At 36.8% G+C, this 19329-nt stretch carries 22 protein-coding genes; 9 read left to right on the forward strand and 13 right to left on the reverse strand.

Features of this window, described 5'->3' with window-relative positions:
- Nucleotides 1-10 precede the first annotated feature (10 nt).
- From GXM16_RS04365 to GXM16_RS04390, 6 genes are all read right to left on the reverse strand, one after another.
- Nucleotides 11-454: a hypothetical protein gene (locus GXM16_RS04365; RefSeq protein WP_163393056.1), complete on the reverse strand. Its 444-nt coding sequence runs from the start codon at nucleotides 452-454 to the stop codon at nucleotides 11-13.
- A gap of 48 nt (nucleotides 455-502) precedes the next feature.
- A complete protein-coding gene (locus GXM16_RS04370) occupies nucleotides 503-886 on the reverse strand; it encodes a group III truncated hemoglobin (protein WP_163393058.1) in 384 nt (127 codons plus the stop codon).
- Between the two features lie 84 nt (nucleotides 887-970).
- The gene (gene ilvA, locus GXM16_RS04375; RefSeq protein WP_163393060.1) at nucleotides 971-2215 is read right to left on the reverse strand and encodes a threonine ammonia-lyase IlvA; all 1245 of its coding nucleotides are present in this window, start codon (nucleotides 2213-2215) and stop codon (nucleotides 971-973) included.
- Nucleotides 2216-2389: 174 nt separating this feature from the next.
- The gene (locus GXM16_RS04380; protein WP_163393062.1) at nucleotides 2390-2932 is read right to left on the reverse strand and encodes a DUF4136 domain-containing protein; all 543 of its coding nucleotides are present in this window, start codon (nucleotides 2930-2932) and stop codon (nucleotides 2390-2392) included.
- Between the two features lie 44 nt (nucleotides 2933-2976).
- Nucleotides 2977-4956: a urocanate hydratase gene (locus tag GXM16_RS04385; RefSeq protein WP_163393064.1), complete on the reverse strand. Its 1980-nt coding sequence runs from the start codon at nucleotides 4954-4956 to the stop codon at nucleotides 2977-2979.
- A 102-nt stretch (nucleotides 4957-5058) separates the two neighbouring features.
- Nucleotides 5059-5244, reverse strand: coding sequence for a C1orf53 family protein (locus GXM16_RS04390; protein WP_163393066.1), 186 nt, complete (start codon nucleotides 5242-5244; stop codon nucleotides 5059-5061).
- Nucleotides 5245-5356: 112 nt separating this feature from the next.
- Between GXM16_RS04390 and GXM16_RS04395 the strand changes: the two genes are divergently transcribed.
- Genes GXM16_RS04395 through hemL form a run of 5 tightly spaced genes read left to right on the forward strand, consistent with a single transcriptional unit; the run spans nucleotide 5357 to nucleotide 9094 of the window.
- On the forward strand, nucleotides 5357-5692 hold the full coding sequence (locus GXM16_RS04395) for a hypothetical protein (RefSeq protein WP_163393068.1): 336 nt from the start codon (nucleotides 5357-5359) through the stop codon (nucleotides 5690-5692).
- Nucleotides 5689-6597, forward strand: a complete 909-nt coding sequence (locus GXM16_RS04400; RefSeq protein WP_163393070.1) for a 1-aminocyclopropane-1-carboxylate deaminase/D-cysteine desulfhydrase — start codon at nucleotides 5689-5691, stop codon at nucleotides 6595-6597. The genes GXM16_RS04395 and GXM16_RS04400 overlap by 4 nt, the downstream gene beginning before the upstream one ends.
- Nucleotides 6590-7474: a glucosaminidase domain-containing protein gene (locus tag GXM16_RS04405; RefSeq protein ID WP_163393072.1), complete on the forward strand. Its 885-nt coding sequence runs from the start codon at nucleotides 6590-6592 to the stop codon at nucleotides 7472-7474. The genes GXM16_RS04400 and GXM16_RS04405 overlap by 8 nt, the downstream gene beginning before the upstream one ends.
- A 32-nt stretch (nucleotides 7475-7506) precedes the next feature.
- Nucleotides 7507-7758 carry a hypothetical protein gene (locus tag GXM16_RS04410; RefSeq protein WP_163393074.1) on the forward strand — a complete coding sequence of 84 codons (252 nt, stop codon included), beginning with the start codon at nucleotides 7507-7509 and terminating at the stop codon, nucleotides 7756-7758.
- 49 nt (nucleotides 7759-7807) lie between these two features.
- Nucleotides 7808-9094, forward strand: a complete 1287-nt coding sequence (gene hemL / locus GXM16_RS04415) for a glutamate-1-semialdehyde 2,1-aminomutase (protein WP_163393076.1) — start codon at nucleotides 7808-7810, stop codon at nucleotides 9092-9094.
- Between the two features lie 42 nt (nucleotides 9095-9136).
- Here the strand turns inward: hemL and GXM16_RS04420 are convergent, their stop codons facing one another.
- The 7 genes from GXM16_RS04420 to GXM16_RS04450 all read right to left on the reverse strand — a co-directional run bounded on the left by GXM16_RS04420 (nucleotide 9137) and on the right by GXM16_RS04450 (nucleotide 15681).
- Nucleotides 9137-9592: a hypothetical protein gene (locus GXM16_RS04420; RefSeq protein WP_163393078.1), complete on the reverse strand. Its 456-nt coding sequence runs from the start codon at nucleotides 9590-9592 to the stop codon at nucleotides 9137-9139.
- Between the two features lie 160 nt (nucleotides 9593-9752).
- Nucleotides 9753-11291 carry an L-aspartate oxidase gene (gene nadB, locus GXM16_RS04425; protein WP_163393080.1) on the reverse strand — a complete coding sequence of 513 codons (1539 nt, stop codon included), beginning with the start codon at nucleotides 11289-11291 and terminating at the stop codon, nucleotides 9753-9755.
- Complete coding sequence (nadA, locus tag GXM16_RS04430; protein WP_163393082.1) at nucleotides 11291-12235, reverse strand: quinolinate synthase NadA; 945 nt, start codon at nucleotides 12233-12235, stop codon at nucleotides 11291-11293. The genes nadB and nadA overlap by 1 nt, the downstream gene beginning before the upstream one ends.
- Before the next feature lie 20 nt (nucleotides 12236-12255).
- A complete protein-coding gene (locus GXM16_RS04435) occupies nucleotides 12256-12705 on the reverse strand; it encodes a CopD family protein (RefSeq protein ID WP_163393084.1) in 450 nt (149 codons plus the stop codon).
- A gap of 13 nt (nucleotides 12706-12718) precedes the next feature.
- Nucleotides 12719-13408 (reverse strand): anaerobic ribonucleoside-triphosphate reductase activating protein, encoded by a 690-nt coding sequence (locus GXM16_RS04440; RefSeq protein WP_163393086.1) that lies wholly within the window; start codon nucleotides 13406-13408, stop codon nucleotides 12719-12721.
- Nucleotides 13389-13553, reverse strand: coding sequence for an anaerobic ribonucleoside-triphosphate reductase (gene nrdD / locus GXM16_RS22990; RefSeq protein ID WP_163393088.1), 165 nt, complete (start codon nucleotides 13551-13553; stop codon nucleotides 13389-13391). The genes GXM16_RS04440 and nrdD overlap by 20 nt, the downstream gene beginning before the upstream one ends.
- A 19-nt stretch (nucleotides 13554-13572) precedes the next feature.
- The gene (locus GXM16_RS04450) at nucleotides 13573-15681 is read right to left on the reverse strand and encodes a ribonucleoside triphosphate reductase (RefSeq protein WP_163393090.1); all 2109 of its coding nucleotides are present in this window, start codon (nucleotides 15679-15681) and stop codon (nucleotides 13573-13575) included.
- Between the two features lie 299 nt (nucleotides 15682-15980).
- On the opposite strand from GXM16_RS04450, the gene nirK reads away from it, so the two are divergent.
- The 4 genes from nirK (at nucleotide 15981) to GXM16_RS04470 (ending at nucleotide 19329) form a co-directional block, all read left to right on the forward strand.
- Nucleotides 15981-17468, forward strand: a complete 1488-nt coding sequence (nirK, locus tag GXM16_RS04455) for a copper-containing nitrite reductase (RefSeq protein WP_163393091.1) — start codon at nucleotides 15981-15983, stop codon at nucleotides 17466-17468.
- 25 nt (nucleotides 17469-17493) lie between these two features.
- Nucleotides 17494-17871 carry a c-type cytochrome gene (locus GXM16_RS04460; protein ID WP_163393093.1) on the forward strand — a complete coding sequence of 126 codons (378 nt, stop codon included), beginning with the start codon at nucleotides 17494-17496 and terminating at the stop codon, nucleotides 17869-17871.
- Between the two features lie 74 nt (nucleotides 17872-17945).
- Nucleotides 17946-18731: a formylglycine-generating enzyme family protein gene (locus GXM16_RS04465; RefSeq protein ID WP_229684189.1), complete on the forward strand. Its 786-nt coding sequence runs from the start codon at nucleotides 17946-17948 to the stop codon at nucleotides 18729-18731.
- Entirely contained in the window at nucleotides 18694-19329 is a 636-nt protein-coding gene (locus tag GXM16_RS04470) for an SCO family protein (protein ID WP_373285392.1), read from the forward strand. Before GXM16_RS04465 ends, GXM16_RS04470 begins: the two co-directional genes overlap by 38 nt.

Genomic DNA, 19329 nt, shown 5'->3' on the forward strand with positions numbered 1-19329 from the left:
ACGACTGTTTCTAACAATCGTTATTTTCATAATTTACTTTCTCCATTTTATCTTCGTAACTTCCTGCTTCCTTTTTGGTCATACGGACTTCCTTCAAGATTATTTTTAATTGCTTTTTACTGTCAGGACTTATCCATATTCCGTTAAAATTTACGCCCTCCTTTTTCAGAATCATAACTCCTGAAAATCCATGTTCGACTAATACAAATTGGTTTTCATTCTTTTTATTTTGGGTGATATCTAATTGTATCCAGCTGCCGGATTTGTCGTAACGGTACATTGAAGTGTACATTATATCAGCCGTACAAGGGTTTTCTTCTTCTTTTATGTAAACGGTTACGGCTATTTTTCCGTCAATAGTGCCTTTGTAAAGAATGCTTTTGGCAGATTGTGCTTTTGTAGTGGTGGCAAAGAACATACAAAGCAGGTTACATAGAAGAATTAGTTTTTTCATATTGGGTAATAGTTTATTATTGAGCTTATTTTTAAAAATATTGCATTTTTATTGATTTCCCGGATTTCTGAAATATTCAATTTTATAATTGAACATATAGGCCATATTGGCAGCACGTAGTTTAGCTTCTTCGGCTAATTTTCCAACAAATAAAGAATCAACGGTTTCGGTAAAAATTTCCATCCAGCGGTCAAAATGAGTCTGGTTGACGGGTAAATGTTTGTGGGGTGGAAACGGACTTCCTGAATAGGTATGTTCTTCTAAAAGTAAAGTCTGCCAGAAACGGTACATTTTCTCGAGATGTTCCGGCCATCTTCCGATCATTTTTTCATTAAATATCGGGCCAATTAAATTATCGTTTTGTACTTTTTCATAAAATGTATTGACTAAAAGTTTTATGTCTTCTATATTTGTGATATCAAGAGTAGCCATGTTTTTAAGTTAAATTTTCAGTTACAAAAATACGATATAACCCTATCTTTATTTGCTGATATTTATCATAACAATATATTTTATCTAACCAATTAACTGTGTAAACAAATCCTGGTTGTCGTTCAGATAGTGAAACTCAAAGCCGTTTTGGATCATATTGATTTTAATGGCCTTAATATCTTTTTTGTTTTTCAATTCTAATCCAACTACTACAGAACCCACTTCTCGGTTGTTCTTTTTATGAAACTGAAAATACGTGATATCATCATCGGGACCCAAAATATTGTTGACGAATTCTTTTAAAGCACCTGGACGCTGTGGAAACTGGATCATGAAATAGTGCATCAATCCTTCGTAAAGTAAGGAACGCTCTTTTATTTCGGCTGTTCTTTCGATATCGTTATTGCTTCCACTAACCACACAAACTACTCTTTTGCCTTTTATTTTATCCTTATAAAAATCCAAAGCTGCGATGGTCAAAGCACCTGCTGGTTCAACGACCATGGCTTCTTCATTATACAATCGCAAAATGGTGGTACAGACTTTTCCTTCCGGAACCAGAATAATATCCTCCAGGTTTTGTTTACAGATTTCAAATGTTTTATCGCCGACTTGTTTGACAGCAGCACCGTCAATAAATTTATCTATTGTTTTTAAAGCTGTATTCTTGTTTGCTTCGATGGAAGTTTTCATTGAAGGAGCTCCTTGTGGTTCAACACCAATGATTTTAGTATTCGGACTTAAATGTTTGAAAACCTCAGATAAGCCGGAAGCCAGTCCGCCACCGCCAATCGGAACAAAAACATAATCAATAGGTTCTTTATAGGTTTCAAGAATTTCTAAGCCTACCGTACCTTGTCCGGCAATTACTTTTTCATCATCGAACGGATGAATAAAAATTTTATGATTTTTAATGGCGTCTGCTGTGGCTGAACCATAAGCATCATCAAAAGTATCTCCTGTAAGTACAATTTCAACAAAAGATTTTCCGAACAATTGCACTTGTTTTACTTTTTGCTTCGGGGTAGTTTTTGGCATATAAATTTTGCCTTTTATCTGCAGTAAATTGCAGGAATAAGCTACACCCTGAGCATGATTTCCGGCACTGGCACAAACTACTCCAGTTTGTTTTTCAGCATTGGATAACGAAGAAATTTTGTTGTAAGCCCCTCTGATTTTATAGGATCGGACAATCTGTAAATCTTCTCTTTTTAATAGAATAGTCGATTTAAATTCGTCTGAAAGATTTAGGTTTTGGGTAAGCGGAGTGGCTGCGACCACATGTTCAAGTTGCTTTTTGGCATTGAGTACTTCGTTGAATAAATTCATATCGTGTAATTTTAAAAACAAAAAACCTCCCGGTTTGGGAGGTCTCATAAATTGTATATTCCTTTTTTATATAACACCTCGCCATCATTGCTGAATTGCAATAATGCTGATAATAGCGATAATAATGTTATTAGATTTTATCATTTTTTGTTGCCTGAAGTACAAATGTATCAATTATTTTTTGACCTGAGGAGGATACTGAGCTAAAATTTTGCTTACAAATTCAGCAATTCTTTCATCTTTTTTATCAATGTTTCGGGTTAAAACACCAATTCCTTCGCCCTGCCAGATCATTTCTTTCTTTTTAGCATCAATCAAATCGATGTATAAAGTTCCTTCGGTAGAAGTTGATACGGTAGTTTGGTTTCCTCCATACATCATCCATGGATTCCATCCCCATCCCCAACCGTAGCCCCATCCGGCACTAAATTGGTTTACATCAACCTGTTCTCTGGATTTTGTAAAAATATTAACTAATAAATCAGGTTTTTCACTTTTTGTGAAACCTTTAGACTGCATCTCCTTTTCTATCGCATGCAGAATACGTCTTTTATCCAGATCAGAAATCTCGACTTTATCAATTCCGGGCTTGAAAAACGCATAGGTTTTATAAGGCGCAAAATCGACATTTTTGTCGTAATCAGAATATACAGTAACACTGCTGCATGAAGAAAGTATCAATAGCAGAAAAATCGGGATTAATTTTAGCGTTTTCATAAATATAAGATTTTTGTTTTTAGTATTTTATTGTTTAACAACCTTTAAGATAGTAAATTTTCATCCACAATATTAGGTATGGTTACTTTTAATAAAGGCTGGACTTCCATTGCTCTTTTTATAGTAAAAACAGCACCTTCGTTCCGTGCCCAGTTTCGTCTTGAAATTCCGTTATTAACATCCCAGAAAAGCATTGAAGCTAAACGCTTTGAAGCCTCTGTAGAGCCATCAAGAACCATACCAAATCCGCCATTTATAACCTCACCCCAGCCAACTCCTCCGCCATTATGAATAGAAACCCAGGTTGCTCCCCTGAAGCTGTCTCCAATTACGTTATGAATCGCCATATCAGCAGTAAAACGGGAACCATCATAAATGTTAGAAGTTTCCCTGTAAGGCGAATCGGTCCCGGAAACATCATGGTGATCACGTCCTAAAACAACAGCTCCAATTTCACCTTTTGCAATAGCCTGATTAAAAGCTTCGGCAATTTTGATTCTTCCTTCGGCATCGGCATAAAGAATTCTGGCCTGCGATCCCACAACCAGTTTGTTTTCCTGAGCGCCTTTAATCCATTTTATGTTATCCTGCATTTGCTGCTGAATTTCATCTGGAGCCGTTTTTGCCATTTCTTCTAAAACCTGCGAAGCGATTGCATCGGTTTTTAATAAATGTTCAGGTTTTCCGGAAGTACAAACCCAACGGAAAGGCCCAAATCCGTAATCAAAACACATGGGCCCCATAATATCCTGAACATAACTCGGATATTTAAAATCGATATTGTTTTCTGCCATAACATCCGCTCCGGCACGTGAAGCTTCGAGTAAAAAAGCATTTCCGTAATCGAAAAAGTAGGTTCCTTTTGCAGTGTGTTTATTGATGGCATCAGCATGTCGGCGTAACGTTTCCTGAACTTTTTCTTTGAATAAATCCGGATTTTCAGCCATCATTTTATTCGCTTCTTCAAAAGAAATTCCAACAGGATAATAACCTCCAGCCCACGGATTGTGAAGCGAAGTCTGATCTGAACCCAAATCAATTTTGATGTTTTCTTTATCGAAAGATTCCCAAACATCAACCACATTTCCTAAATAAGCAATCGAAACGGTTTCTTTTTTGGCTTTCGCCGAATTGACTCTTGCGACCAATTCTTCGGTAGAAGTTACAATTTCATTAATCCAGCCCTGTTCATGACGAATTTTAGTAATCTTCGGATTCACTTCGGCGCAGACCGTAATGCAGCCTGCTATATTTCCCGCTTTCGGCTGTGCACCGGACATACCACCCAGGCCAGAAGTTACAAACAAGCTGCCTTCAGGATTTTGTTTTATTTTTCTGAAGCCATTCAAGACCGTGATCGTGGTTCCATGTACAATTCCCTGTGGGCCAATGTACATATAACTTCCTGCTGTCATTTGTCCGTATTGTGAAACACCCAGAGCATTCATTTTTTCCCAGTCATCAGGTTTGGAATAATTTGGAATAACCATACCATTGGTAACCACAACCCTTGGTGCTTCTTTATGCGATGGAAATAATCCCATCGGATGGCCAGAATACATGGTTAAAGTCTGCTCGTCTGTCATTTCAGATAAATACTGCATGGTCAATAAATATTGAGCCCAGTTTTGAAAAACAGCTCCGTTTCCGCCATACGTAATCAGTTCATGCGGATGCTGTGCCACGGCATAATCCAGGTTGTTCTGAATCATGTGCATAATGGCTTTTGCCTGCAATGATTTTCCCGGATATTCGTCAATTGGTCTAGCGTACATTTTATAATCGGGACGAAGGCGGTACATATAAATACGGCCATACGTTTCTAATTCTTCTGAAAATTCAGGGATTAATTCGGCGTGATGTTTTGGTTCAAAATAGCGCAAAGCATTTTTCAGTGCCAGTTTTTTTTCTTCTGCTGAAAGGATTTCTTTCCGTTTAGGAGCATGATTAATAGCCGGATCATATTCTTTTTTTGGAGGTAATATGGGAGGAATTCCTTGTTGTATTTGTTCTTTGAAAGTCATTTTTTTTGTTGATTTTTAGATGTTAGACTTCTTAGATTCTGAGATTAGTATAATCTTATTTTTTTTGTATAGAATTATCTAATTTTCAAATTGAGACATTATCTAATTAGCCTTCTTTCTGATTTCCCCGGTCCGTTTATCAAACCCGTACGGACAATGACGGCAACCGCTTTTACAGCAATAACCTCGTTTTAAGTGATATTTTTCTGTAAAACATTTATAACCTTCAGGGGTAAAATAAAAATCGTCCCCTTCCGTTAATTTATTTTCATTACTTTGCTCTTTCATAAATCTATTTTGAATCAAATTGAGTTTCACTAAAAGTCTAGAATAGTACGTGATTATGATTTTAATGAAATTGGACAACTATGTAATTACAAATTTATAAATTTTACAACCAATGCTTCTGATAGTTGCTAAATATTTAATTCCGAAAGGATATCGCGGAATGGCTTTATTTCCATTTATTTTGGTTAAATATTATAAAGATCAGGTAAATGTTGTTTTTTTAAATCACGAAAAAATACATTTAAGACAACAGTTAGAAATGCTGATTCTGCCATTTTTTATCTGGTATTTTTTAGAGTTTTTTATTCGTTTTATCCAATATAAAAACAAAGATTTAGCCTATAGAAATATTAGTTTTGAAAGAGAAGCGTACACAAATGAGACCGACTTAAATTATCTGAAAAAACGGTCTTTTTTTCAGTTTTTGAAATACATAAAATTAAAATGAATCCAGTTCTTAATCAGCCCATAAATATTCGGTTTCCAAATGATATTTCTTTGACGATAAAACGTGAGGATTTGATTCATCCTTTTGTATCGGGAAATAAATTCAGGAAACTGAAATACAATTTACTTCAGGCGAAAGCCGAAAAAAAACGCACATTATTGACTTTTGGGGGAGCATTTTCCAATCATATTGCTGCTGTTGCTTTTGCAGGAAAAGAGCATGATTTTAAAACAATTGGAATAATTCGCGGAGATGAACTTTCAGATAAAATTGAAGAAAATCCAACATTGAAATTCGCTCAGCAAAACGGAATGCAGTTTGAGTTTGTTTCAAGGGAAGACTATCGTTTTAAAAGTGAAACCTCTTATATTGAAAATTTAAAACAGAAATTTGGAGATTTTTATTTAGTGCCCGAAGGCGGAACAAACGAATTGGCAATAAAAGGCTGCGAAGAGATTTTGACCAGTGAAGATGCCGCTTTTGATTACGTTTGCTGTGCTGTTGGAACCGGCGGAACCATTTCCGGATTAATTAACAGTGCCCTGCCACATCAGAAAATTTTAGGATTTCCGGCGTTAAAAGGTGACTTTTTACAAGATGAAATTCGTATTTTTGCAAAAAAAGATAACTGGAATTTAATTTCTGACTATCATTTTGGAGGTTATGGCAAGGTAAATTTGGAATTAATTGAATTTATCAATGCTTTTTTTGAAGAAAATAAAGTGCCCTTAGATCCAATATATACAGGAAAGATGGTTTTTGGCGTTATAGATTTAATCCATAAAAATTATTTTCCTCTACATTCAAAAATTTTACTCATTCACACCGGCGGATTACAGGGAATTAGTGGAATGAATTTAAGATTGAAGCAGAAAAAATTACCAATACTCAAAATTGATGTTTAAAAAAATAATTACACTCTTCGTAATCGCAGTATTGGCAGGCTGTTCTTCCAGCAAACCCACTATCGCAACAACTAAGAAACAGGCTGCGGTTCAGAAACCCAGAACAGCTTCGGCTAAAAAAGGAGTTACTTCCAGACCAACTGCAAAATACCCTTCTACAAATAATAATACAACCGAAGTCATTCAATCTACTTCAAAAACGGTTGTTACCAGCGATCTTATCAATAATTATGTGTTGCAGTACAAAGATATTGCTATGGGAAATATGAAAACATACGGTATTCCTGCGAGTATTATTCTGGCGCAGGGAATTTTAGAATCGGGAGCAGGAAGAGGCGATTTAGCATTAACAGCAAATAATCATTTTGGAATAAAATGCCATAAAGACTGGCTTGGGGAAAGCGTTCGTCATGACGATGATTCTTCTCAGGAATGTTTTAGAAAATATAAAGAGTCAGCAGAATCATATCGCGATCACGCTTTATTTTTAGTGGGTAAAAACCGATACGCCGTTTTGTTTACCTATGGAAAAGACGATTATAAAGCCTGGTCTAAAGGATTAAGAGCCTGTGGTTATGCCACTGATCCTAATTATCCGGATAAACTGATTAGTTATATTGAACGCTACAATCTGCACCAGTACGATTGTCAGGTAACAGGGAAAAGTTATACGGCAATTAATAAATCTGCACCGGTAAGAAGTTCTTCTTCATCTTCAGTTTCAAACTCAAATGATCCAAATTTATACGAAGTTCAAAAAGGGGATACCTTGTATTCGATATCCAAAAAATTCAACATATTGGTTGATGATCTGAAACAAAAAAATAATCTGACTGATAATGCGCTTTCGATAGGGCAGAAGTTGAAGGTTAAATGATAATTATGAGTTGTTAACTGTAAAAATTATTAATGAATAGAAAAATTTCAATTTCCACTTTTATTTTAGCAGTAGCTTTAAACATTAGACTATTCTGTGGAGTTTATATTCATGATGAATTTGCAGAAACCCATTTTTTCATCAAACACAAACCGACCTGGAAATGGAAATTTTATTCTCCTCAAGGAATGTCAGATTTAAAATTTGAAGATCTTTCAAAAGAAAAACAAACCGAACAAAAATATTTTAATGAATATATAAAAGACAGAGGTCTTAGTTTGTAATATTAAAATCTAATCTAAGAAGTCTAAAGATCTAATAATCTAAAAAAAAATGATTTATAAAAGAAGTAGTCAGCTTTTTGCTGAAGCAGAAAAAGTAATTCCTGGAGGTGTAAATTCGCCGGTAAGAGCATTTAAAGCCGTTGGCGGAACTCCGGTTTTTGTAAAAAGTGCCAAAGGTGCTTATTTGTATGATGAGGACGGAAACAAATTAATCGATTATATCAACTCATGGGGACCAATGGTTTTGGGGCATGCGTATCAGCCGGTTGTTGATGCTGTAATCGAAAAAGCAAAACTGGGAACTTCTTTTGGAATGCCGACAGAACTGGAAACAGAAATTGCCGCTTTGGCCGTTTCTATGGTTCCGAATATTGATAAAATCCGTTTTGTAAATTCTGGTACAGAAGCTTGTATGAGTGCGATTCGTCTCGCTCGTGGATTTACAAAAAGAGATAAAATCATCAAATTCGCAGGCTGTTACCACGGACATTCAGATTCATTTTTGATTCAGGCCGGAAGCGGAGCCGTAACTTTTGGATCACCAAACAGTCCAGGAGTTACTGAGGGAACTGCAAAAGATACTTTATTAGCAAAATACAATGATTTAGATAATGTAAAAACGCTAATCGAAGCGAATAAAGGAGAAATCGCAGCGATAATTATTGAAGCCGTTGCAGGAAATATGGGATGTATTCCACCGCAAAAAGGCTTCCTGGAAGGCTTAAGAGAATTGTGTACAGCAAACGGAATTCTACTGATTTTTGATGAGGTTATGACAGGTTTCCGTTTGGCAAAAGGCGGAGTTCAGGAATTGTATAACATTAACGCTGATATCGTAACTTTTGGAAAAGTAATTGGTGGAGGATTACCGGTGGGGGCTTTTGCTGCCCGTGAAGAAATCATGAATCATTTAGCACCGCTTGGACCGGTTTATCAGGCAGGAACATTATCAGGAAATCCTTTGGCGATGGCTGCGGGATTAGCGATGTTAAAAGCTTTAAATAATGATGCTGAAATATTTACCCGTTTAGAAGAAAAAACGGCTTATTTAGAAGCTGGAATCGACAGGGTTTTAAAAGCTAATAATGTTGTTTTTACGATTAACAGAGTGGGTTCTATGATTTCGGTACACTTTGATGCCAATCCGGTTACCGATTTTCAGACGGCTGCAAAAGGAGATAACGAAACTTTCAAAAAATTCTTCCACGGATTATTGCAGGAAGGCGTTTACATTGCACCATCAGCCTATGAAACGTGGTTTATCACAGATGCTTTGACGTATGAAGATTTGGATTTTACGATTAATGCGATTGACAAGGTTTCAAAAACTTTCTAATAACAAAAAAGAGGCTTTCGGGCCTCTTTTTTTATAGATGAATTAGTTATTGTCTCTTCTGTATTCCCTCATTTTATCTCTTGCCTTATCTTTATTTTCCTCCTGACTTTTTTTCCATTTGGTATATTGATCTGCAGTTAAAATTCCTTTCATTTTGGCATCATTTACATCTGCTTCAGCTGTCATTTCTTTTTTAAAAGCTTCTCTTTGCTCAGCAGTTAGTTTTGTGCCTTTTTCTCTTTGTTCTTTTCTGGCTTCTCGCAGTTTTTCAGATTTAGCACTTCTTTCAGCAATCAATTGTTTTACCTGTTCCTGCTGTTTTGCGTCTAAAGTCAGATCCGTAGTTAATTTTTTTAATTGTCTTTCATTTCGCTGTTCAGCAGTCATTCTTTCTCTTTGTTCACGCACTGGTCTTTGATCCATATCACCGCCATCTCCATCTTGTGCGAAACTTGTTATTCCAACGAATAATAAAGCTACAATAAATAATTTTTTCATGATTTGTTTTTTTAATTGGTTTACAGCTATAAGACAATGGATTAAATGAAAGGTTTAATTATTTAACATAATTTTGTTTTTTTATTTATTCTAAGGTGATTCAGATTGCTTTTTTGATTGGGATGTTAGTTAATTGTGAATAATATATCAATTGTCTTTTTTAAACAAAAGAAGGCATTTTAAGTTTGACAAAACCGCCCCGATTTTCCTGCCGTTCAAGAGATTGTGATACAATTAAACTTCCAATGGTAATCATATTTAATAATTCATAATACGACACAAAAACCTGTTGCGTTCTTTCAATCTGCTCCATTTCATTTTTCCATTTTAAAAGCTGTTCTTTCGCATTTTGTAAATCTATGTCAGACCTGACGATTCCTGCATTTTGTCGCATCAAATACTGAAGTTTGGTTTTCAATTCAGCGAGATATTCGGAATCAATTTCAGGTTTATTTACTTTTTCTTTTTCTGAAATTTTAGAGTCAGCTGTTTTTATTTCTAAATCAGGATTGGCTAAATATTCATAAATTCTGCCCGAATAAACCAGAGCTTCCAATAATGAATTGGATGCTAATCGATTTGCGCCATGAAGACCAGTCTGCGAACATTCGCCACAGGCAAATAAATTGGTGACAGATGTTCTTCCATTGGTATCAACCACAATTCCACCGCAGAGATAATGCTGTGCAGGTACTACCGGAATCCAGTCTTTGGCGATGTCAATTCCGGCTGTTAAACAATGCCTGTAAATCATTGGGAAATGCTTTTTAAAAGCTTCAGGATCAAGATGTGTACAATCTAAATAAACATAATCGTCACCGGATTTTTTTAGTTCCAAATCAATACTTTGCGATACAATATCCCGGGAAGCTAATTCTTGTCGTGAATCGTAATCCTTCATGAAACGATGTCCTTGTTTGGTGCGCAGATAAGCACCGAAACCACGAACAGCTTCAGAAATCAAAAACTTAGAACCTGTGGAGGCTTCATAAAAAGCAGTAGGATGAAATTGTATAAACTCCATTTCCTTAATAGTTGCTCCGGCACGACAGGCCATTGCAATTCCGTCACCCGTTGCGATTACAGGGTTAGTTGTATGTCCGTAAAGATGTCCGATTCCGCCGGTAGCCAATATCGTAAAGTCTGATTTGTAAGTTTGAAGCTGTTTCGTTTTTTCATCTAAAATAGTAATTCCCAGACAGCAGTTTTCTTCAGTAATTAAATCGACGGCAAAATGATGATCGAGAACAATAATATTCTCTTTTTGAAGAGTCTGCATCAAAATAGCCCGTTCGATTTCGTAACCCGTCTGGTCTTTATGGTGTACGACGCGATTTTCAGAATGACCGCCTTCTTTACCTAAATTAAGATTGCCGTCCGGATTCTTGTCAAATTTGGCGCCCCATTCGATCAGTTCTTTTAATCGTTTTGGGCCTTCGGTAATGACCATTTTTACTACGGCTTCATCACACAATCCGTCACCACAGATAAGCGTATCGCTGATATGTTTTTGATACGAATCTTCGTTTTTATCAATCACGATGGCAATACCGCCCTGAGCGTATTTCGTATTCGATTCATCAGCATTGGATTTGGTAACAATGGTGATATTTTTGCCCGGAAACTGCGTCGCCAAACGAAGGGCAAGTGTCAGTCCCGCAACACCGGAGCCAATAATTAAGTAATTGGTATTTTTCATTATTTGGATAATTCAAACATCCTTTCAATCGGAATTAATGCTTTTTGGATTATATCTTCAGGTACGGTAATTTCAGGACTTTCGTTTACGAGACAGTCGTATACTTTTTGCAGCGTATTCATTTTCATATAACCACATTCGCTGCAGGCACAGGTGTTGTCTTCTTTCGCAGGAGCGGGAATCAATATTTTTTCGGGAACTTCTTCCTGCATTTTATGTAAAATTCCAAATTCGGTAGCAACAATAAATTTGTTACCAGAGTCTGTTTTTACATAATCTATCATTCCGGAAGTGGAACCAATATAGCTGGCGGCAGCCAAAATATGAGTTTCAGATTCGGGATGCGCAATGATTTTGGCATCCGGATGTTCTTTATACAATTCGAGTAATTTATCTAAAGAAAAAGCTTCATGAACAACACAGGAACCATTCCACAATACCATATCCCTTCCGGTTTTGCTCATTACATATTTTCCGAGATTTTTATCAGGGGCAAAAATAATAGGTGTTTTTTTGGGAATTGATTCTACAATTTTTACGGCATTGGCAGAAGTCACTACAATATCTGTCAGGGCTTTTACTTCTGCAGAACAATTCACATACGTAATGACAAGATGATCGGGATGCTGATCTGTAAAATTTTTGAATAAATCAGGAGGACATGACTCTGCCAGTGAACATCCGGCATTTGCATCCGGGAGAATTACTTTTTTGGATGGATTTAAAATCTTTGCGGTTTCTGCCATAAAATGAACGCCGGCAAAAAGAATAATATCAGCATCTGTTTTGGCCGCTTCCTGAGATAATCCTAAACTATCCCCGACATAATCGGCAATTTCCTGAATTTCGGTCCGCTGGTAATAATGTGCTAAAAGAACAGCATTTTTTTCTTTTTTGAGTTTTATAATCTGTTCTTTTAAATTTTGTATTTCGATTGTATCCATTTTTTAGAGATTGTTTGTAATTAGAAGCCTCCAAACCGAATGAACGACCCAAAAATCAGCATTAAAATACCGATGGTCGTAACCGATACGATATGAAAAGTCATTTCGGGTAATTTACGCGGATTGGTTTTCAGTTTAGGCAAAACCCGAAATTGGGCACTTAAGGCAAAAGCTGCAGTGGTGAACAATAAAATTAATTTTGATGAAACGACACTCTCAATTGGAGTAGCGAACTGAAACCAATAGTTTATAGTTACGCCATATTTATAAGCCATCAAAATACCTGTTACTACCAGTAAAAACAAGGAAGTCATACCTACGGGTTCGTATTTTTTTTCGTAATTCAGAATAATTTTTGTGTCTTTTTCTTTTAAAGCTTTCGGCAGATAGGCCACACAAAGCAGTATATGACCGCCGACCCAAATGGCAGCGCTCAAAAGATGAATGATTAATAGAAGATGGTGGTTCATAGTTTTTTACAAATTATCCTCTTAAACAAACTTTTATTCTGGCAGAGGAAAGTTTTTGACTGTCTAATTTTTGATACGAATGACCTAATGGCTTTAAAGTTGAAACACCGTTTACAAAATGCTGGAGGTAATAATTGCCGCTGTAATTTTTGCTTTCTAAATAGGCAACCATTTTGAGAATGTCTTTTTCAGGAATCAGTTCTGAATGTACGGTGGTACGGACTTCAAACGGAAGCTGGCTTTCGAGTAATAAATGCAAAGAGGCTTCAAACTTGTCGAAAAGTTCTGACTGGGTTATGTGTTTAAAATTTTCCTGCAAGGCTTTAAAATCCAACGCTACGTAATCAATCAGGCGATTTTCAATCAGTGTTTTTATGACATTTGGTTTAGAGCCGTTGGTATCAATTTTAATTTGGAATCCCATTTTTTTTATTTCCATAATGAGTTCCATAATGTTTTTGTGAAGCAAGCATTCGCCTCCGCTGAAAACAACTGCATCAAGTAAATTTTTTCGGCTATGAAGAAAAGAAATTACTTTAGAAAATGAGATGGTTCCTTTGCCCAGTACAATCTCCGGATTGTAGCAATACAAGCAGCGCATATTGCAGCCTGCAAACCAAAGAATACAGGCTGATTTATGCGCATAATCCAGCAAAGTAAACGGAGTTATGCTGTAAATAGGATTACTGGCATTTTCCTTCATTGAAATGGGTGCGTTGTTTGTGTTCTCCTTTTTTACCGATGTTAAAACTCTCTACCGGGCGATGATAGCCCATTACTCTGGTGTACACAAGGCATTTGGTTCTTAAATGCTGTTTTTCTTCTAAAATTGTTGTGACTGTTTTCATAATTAATTATAGTTTAAGGTTATTGATGCTGAACTAATTTTGTTTCTTCGGCAATAATATTCTCGTCACACTTAGGGCAAAATTCATGTTCACCGGTAAGATATCCGTGAACAGGACACACGCTAAAGACAGGCGTTACGGTGATGTAAGGCAGCTTGAAATTTGATAAAACCTTTTTTACAAATTGTTTGCAGGCTTCGGGAGAACTGATTTTTTCGCTCATGTATAAATGCAGGACGGTTCCTCCGGTGTATTTGCATTGCAGTTCATCCTGTAAAAACAAGGCTTCAAAAGGGTCTTCGGTGTGGTCAACCGGAATTTGTGAACTGTTTGTGTAGTAAATGTTTTCGTCCTGTCCTGCCTGATAAATATCCGGAAATCGTTTTTTATCTTCTTTCGCAAAACGATAGGTTGTTCCTTCAGCAGGTGTAGCTTCCAGATTGTATAGGTTTCCGGTTTCTTCCTGAAATTCCCTCATTCTGTTTCGGATATGATCTAAAATTTCAGAAGCCAAAGCAATTCCCGAGGCAGAAGTTATCGTATCCTGACTTTCTGTAAAATTTACAATCAATTCGTTCATTCCGTTAACGCCAATCGTAGAAAAATGATTTCTAAAATGCTGTAAATAACGTTTTGTGTACGGATACAAACCGCGATCGTACATTTCCTGCACAAAAACTCTTTTTTTCTCCAGAGTCGATTTAGAAATGTATAATAACTGATCTAATTCCTTAAATAATTGGGTTTTATCTCCTTTAAACAAATAGCCCAAGCGCGCCATGTTTATGGTAACAACACCAATGCTTCCGGTCATTTCGGCACTTCCAAAAAGTCCATTACCGCGTTTTAGCAATTCACGTAAATCCAGCTGCAGACGACAGCACATACTGCGAACCGCATTGGGTTTATAAGCGTTTGGGTTTTCAAATTTATTTCCTTCTTCATCCAAAATATACTGGCTTCCTATAAAATTCTGAAAATAGGAAGAACCTATTTTGGCCGTATTTTCGAAAAGCAAGTTGACATTTTCTCCGTTCCAGTCAAATTCTTCGGTGATGTTCACTGTCGGAATAGGAAAAGTAAAAGGCTGTCCATTGGCATCACCTTCTGTCATCACCGTATAATAAGCTTTGTTGATGAGGTTCATTTCAGTTTGAAAATGCTCGTAACGCAAATCAGTTAGCTTCGAAACACCTCTTTCCTGAGCCCGAACCAAAAGATCATGATTAAAGTTTCCTTCAAAAAAGTGTAAATCATTTTTGGTCGGAATCTGAGTTTTTAAATCTTCGGGAATGACCCAGTCTAGTGTAATATTGGTAAAAGGCGACTGTCCCCAGCGAGCCGGAACATTGAGGTTGTAAACAAAACTTCTTACGGCTTTCAAAACTTCATCAAAACTCAAATGATCTTTAAAAACATACGGGGCGAGATAAGTATCAAAGGAGCTAAAAGCCTGAGCACCGGCCCATTCGCTTTGAAGAATTCCGAGAAAATTAGCCATTTGTCCGAGAGCTTCCCTAAAATGTGATGGCGCTTTGCTCTCAACACGTCCGCGAACGCCATTGAATCCTTCGTTTAATAACGCACGCAAACTCCAGCCGGCGCAATATCCTGTCAGGCAATCCAGATCATGAATATGAATGTCGCCATTGCGGTGTGCATAACCTTCTTCTTTGCTGTACACTTTATCCAGCCAGTAATTAGCGATTATTTTCCCCGCTACATTATTTACAAGACCGGCGTTGGAGTAGGAGGTATTGGCATTGGCATTGATGCGCCAGTCGGTTTGTTTGATATATTCTTCGATGGTTTGGGTACTGTCTACATAAGTAGTGTCCTGATTTAAACCATGAGCATGCTCGCGCTGCATTTTGCGGGTGTGACGAAATAGCATAAACGAACGCATGACATCAAAATACCTTTTTTCGAAAAGATTCTTCTCGATTAAATCCTGAATTTCTTCAACTGCCCAGGTTTCTTTGGTTTGTAAATCGCTGATTATTTTTGTGAAAACAGATTGATCAGTGGGAATGGAAACACTCAGAAAGCTTTTTTCGATAGCATCTTTAATTTTAAAAGATTCAAAAGGCTTGTAGTGGCCGTTTCTTTTGATGACATATTTTCCCATGATATTTCGATTTATTTTGGTTCGTTTTTATAATTAAATGCAATTGTATTTTTATTAAAAGATAGTTTTGTCTTTAATTTTTTTGTAATTTTTATATATGATTAATTGTTTGTTTTTGTGATGTTTATGGGATTGTAAAAAACTTTTTTTGGGAATGTAATTTTATAATTTAAAAAAGGAAGAAGAAATGATTTTTATCATGTTTTGCTTTTTTAAAAAGGTATTATTTTGTTGTAATCAAATAAAAGACTTTTTTATCTTTTATTAAAGAATTACGATAGATTTAACACCAGACAATTATGAAACCTAAACTAGAATTAAAAAAACAAAGCATTAGAATTGCTGCTGCTCTTGCACTGATTTTTGGTATGCTTTCCTGTGCCAAAAATGAAAACAAAGATGCTCAGTATTATCAGAGTATTGAAGCAGCAGGCCAAAAAGAAGCCGAACTTACTTCTCCGCCATTCGTTCCTAAACCTGTTGGGGACCGTGAGGCAACAAATCTTATCGTCAATATGGAAATTAAAGAAGAAGAAGGCGAAATGGTAGACGGGGTAAAATATACCTACTGGACTTTCGGAGGTTCTGTTCCGGGAAGTTTTATCAGGACCAGAGTGGGGGATGAAGTAGAGTTTCATTTAAAAAATCATCCGGATAATAAAATGCCGCATAATATTGATTTGCATGCCGTAACAGGACCGGGAGGAGGGGCAACATCTTCGTTAGTAGCACCGGGACATGAAAAAGTATTCAAATTCAAAACTATAAATCCGGGTTTATATGTCTATCACTGTGCTACTGCGCCGGTGGGAATGCACATTGCAAACGGAATGTACGGTTTGATTTTGGTTGAACCCGAAGGAGGCTTATCGCCTGTGGATAAAGAATACTACATCATGCAGGGTGATTTTTATACAAAAGGAAGCTATGGTGAGCCCGGAAATCAACCTTTTGATATGAATAAAGCCATCAAAGAAGAACCAGATTACGTGGTTTTTAACGGAAAAGTAGGCGCTGTAACAGGCGACAAATCAATCACGGCAAAAGTGGGTGAAACGGTACGCATTTTTATGGGGAACGGCGGCCCTAATCTGGTTTCTTCTTTCCATGTCATTGGTGAAATTTTCGATAAGGTACACATTGAAGGAGGAGATATGATTAGCAAAAATATCCAAACCACGCTGATTCCCGCAGGAGGATCTGCAATAGTCGAATTTAAAGTTGAGGTTCCAGGAACTTTTATTTTGGTAGATCACTCCATTTTCAGGGCATTTAACAAAGGGGCTCTTGGAATGCTGAAAGTAGAAGGAGAAGAGAATAAAAAAGTACATTCGGGAACAACACAGGAGGGAATTTATCTGCCTGAAGGCGGAACAATCCAGAACATGCCAAAAGAAAAAGGTGCAGTGAAAACTGTAGTGGCTAAAACGGTTCCGGAGCAGATTAAATCAGGAAAGGAACTCTATGGAAGAACCTGTTTTGCCTGCCATCAGCCAAGCGGAGAAGGAATTCCAAATGCTTTCCCTCCATTAACGAAATCAGATTTCCTAAATGCAAATCCGGACAGGGCAATTAGTGCGGTATTACACGGATTAAGCGGAGAAATTACCGTAAATGGTAAAAAGTTCAATAACGTTATGACTAGCCAGCATTTGAGTGATGAAGAAATTGCTGATGTACTGACTTATGTCTACAATAGTTGGGGAAATAATAAAACAGTGATTACTCCGGCAAAAGTAAAAGCAATCAGGTCCAAGCCAGCGCCAAAAATTACAGCAGAGCATTAATGAATTAAATTTAAAAAAAATAAAAATGAAAAAGTATGTTTTTACCATAGTAATGTTGGGATTAAGTTTCTATGGATTCAGCCAGAATGCAACTCAGGGAAAAGCAGTATACAACAAGGTTTGTATTACTTGTCATCAGTCTACAGGACTGGGAATACCGGGAGCTTTTCCTCCTTTGGCGAAATCAGATTATCTAAATCAGGATGTGAACCGTGCAATAAAAGTAGTGGTAAAGGGCTTAAATGGGCCTATTGTAGTAAATGGTAAAAAGTTCAATGGAGCCATGCCGCCTCAGGCTTTGACAGATCAACAGCTAGCAGATGTTATGACTTATGTTTATTCTAATTGGGGCAATAGTAAAAAAGTAGTAACAGCAGCAATGGTGAAAGCCCAAAGAAAATAATGAATGAATGTAAAACAGTCATAATGTTTACGCCAAAAATATTAATAATTCTCTTTTTATTATTTCTGAGTGCTATGAGCGCTCAGGAGGTTAAGATGGCAGCTATAAGTGGGGGAACTTTTGTTCCCCTCTATGGCGCTGTTGATAAAAAGCCTGTTAAAGTGGTACCATTTCAATTAGATGTCTATCCTGTTACAAATGCTCAATATTTAGCTTTTTTGAAAAAATATCCAGAATACAGCCGTTCTAAAATCAAAGGTCTTTTTGCTGATAAGAGTTATTTATCCCAATGGGAAAGCGATTTTAATTACGGAAAAAATAACCTGAATAGCGCTCCCGTAACCAATGTTTCCTGGTTTGCAGCCAAAAAATACTGTGAGTGTCAGGACAAACGTCTTCCAACGATGGATGAATGGGAATTTGCAGCTATGGCTGATGAAAAACGTGTTGATGCCCGTACCAAAGAAGAATTCAATAAATATATCATGTCATGGTATGAAAAACCGAATACTTATGCGAACCCAATAGGTAAAACTTTCAGAAATTACTGGGGAGTATATGACATGCATGGGTTGGTCTGGGAATGGACATCCGATTTCAACAGTATTTTCCTTTCGGGAGAATCCAGAAAAGATAAAGATACTGATAGGAGTCTCTTTTGCGGAAGCGGATCTGTAAACGCAACCGACCTGATGAATTATGCAGCTTTTATGCGCTATGCTTTTCGGGGCAGTCTGAAGGCAAAATATACAACAAGAAACCTGGGATTTCGCTGTGCACAGAATGAAAAAACGCTGGAAACTTCCACTAAAAAACAAAACAATGAGACCAAAAACAGAATGCCAAAAAATAAAAAATAGAAGTTTCAGCTTGCTTTTTGCAGCAATGTTGGTGCTTGTACTAGCATTGAAATCCTGCAATCAGAAAGAAACACAAACGGTAAAGGATAAACAGGTTTCTGATTTATCGATCTACAATCTTCCTTCAAAATGGACAACACAAAACAGTAAGGATATAGAATTGAAAGATTTGAAAGGAAATGTACTGGTTATGGTAATGATTTATACTTCATGCAAAGCCGCCTGCCCGCGTCTGGTGGCAGACATGAGAAATATTGAATCCCGTTTGCCGGAAGATATTAAGAAGAATGTCAAACTGGTTCTTGTAAGTATTGATCCCGAAACAGATACGCCAAAACGCTTAAAAGATTTTTCCATCGAAAATAAAATGGAAGGTGATCAATGGCTTTTTTTACGTTCGACAGAAGAAAATACGAGAGAGTTTGCGGCAGTTTTGGCTGTCAATTATAAAAAAATATCGCCAATTGATTTCTCTCATTCGAATATCATAAGTGTTTTTAATGCCGCTGGAGAACTAGCTTATCAGCAGGAAGGTTTGGGAGTAAATTCAGATCCTACGATTGCTAAAATAACTGAGGAAGCTCAAAAATTAAATTAA

It is taken from the genome of Flavobacterium limi (assembly GCF_010645075.1).
In the GTDB taxonomy this organism is placed as follows: domain Bacteria; phylum Bacteroidota; class Bacteroidia; order Flavobacteriales; family Flavobacteriaceae; genus Flavobacterium; species Flavobacterium limi.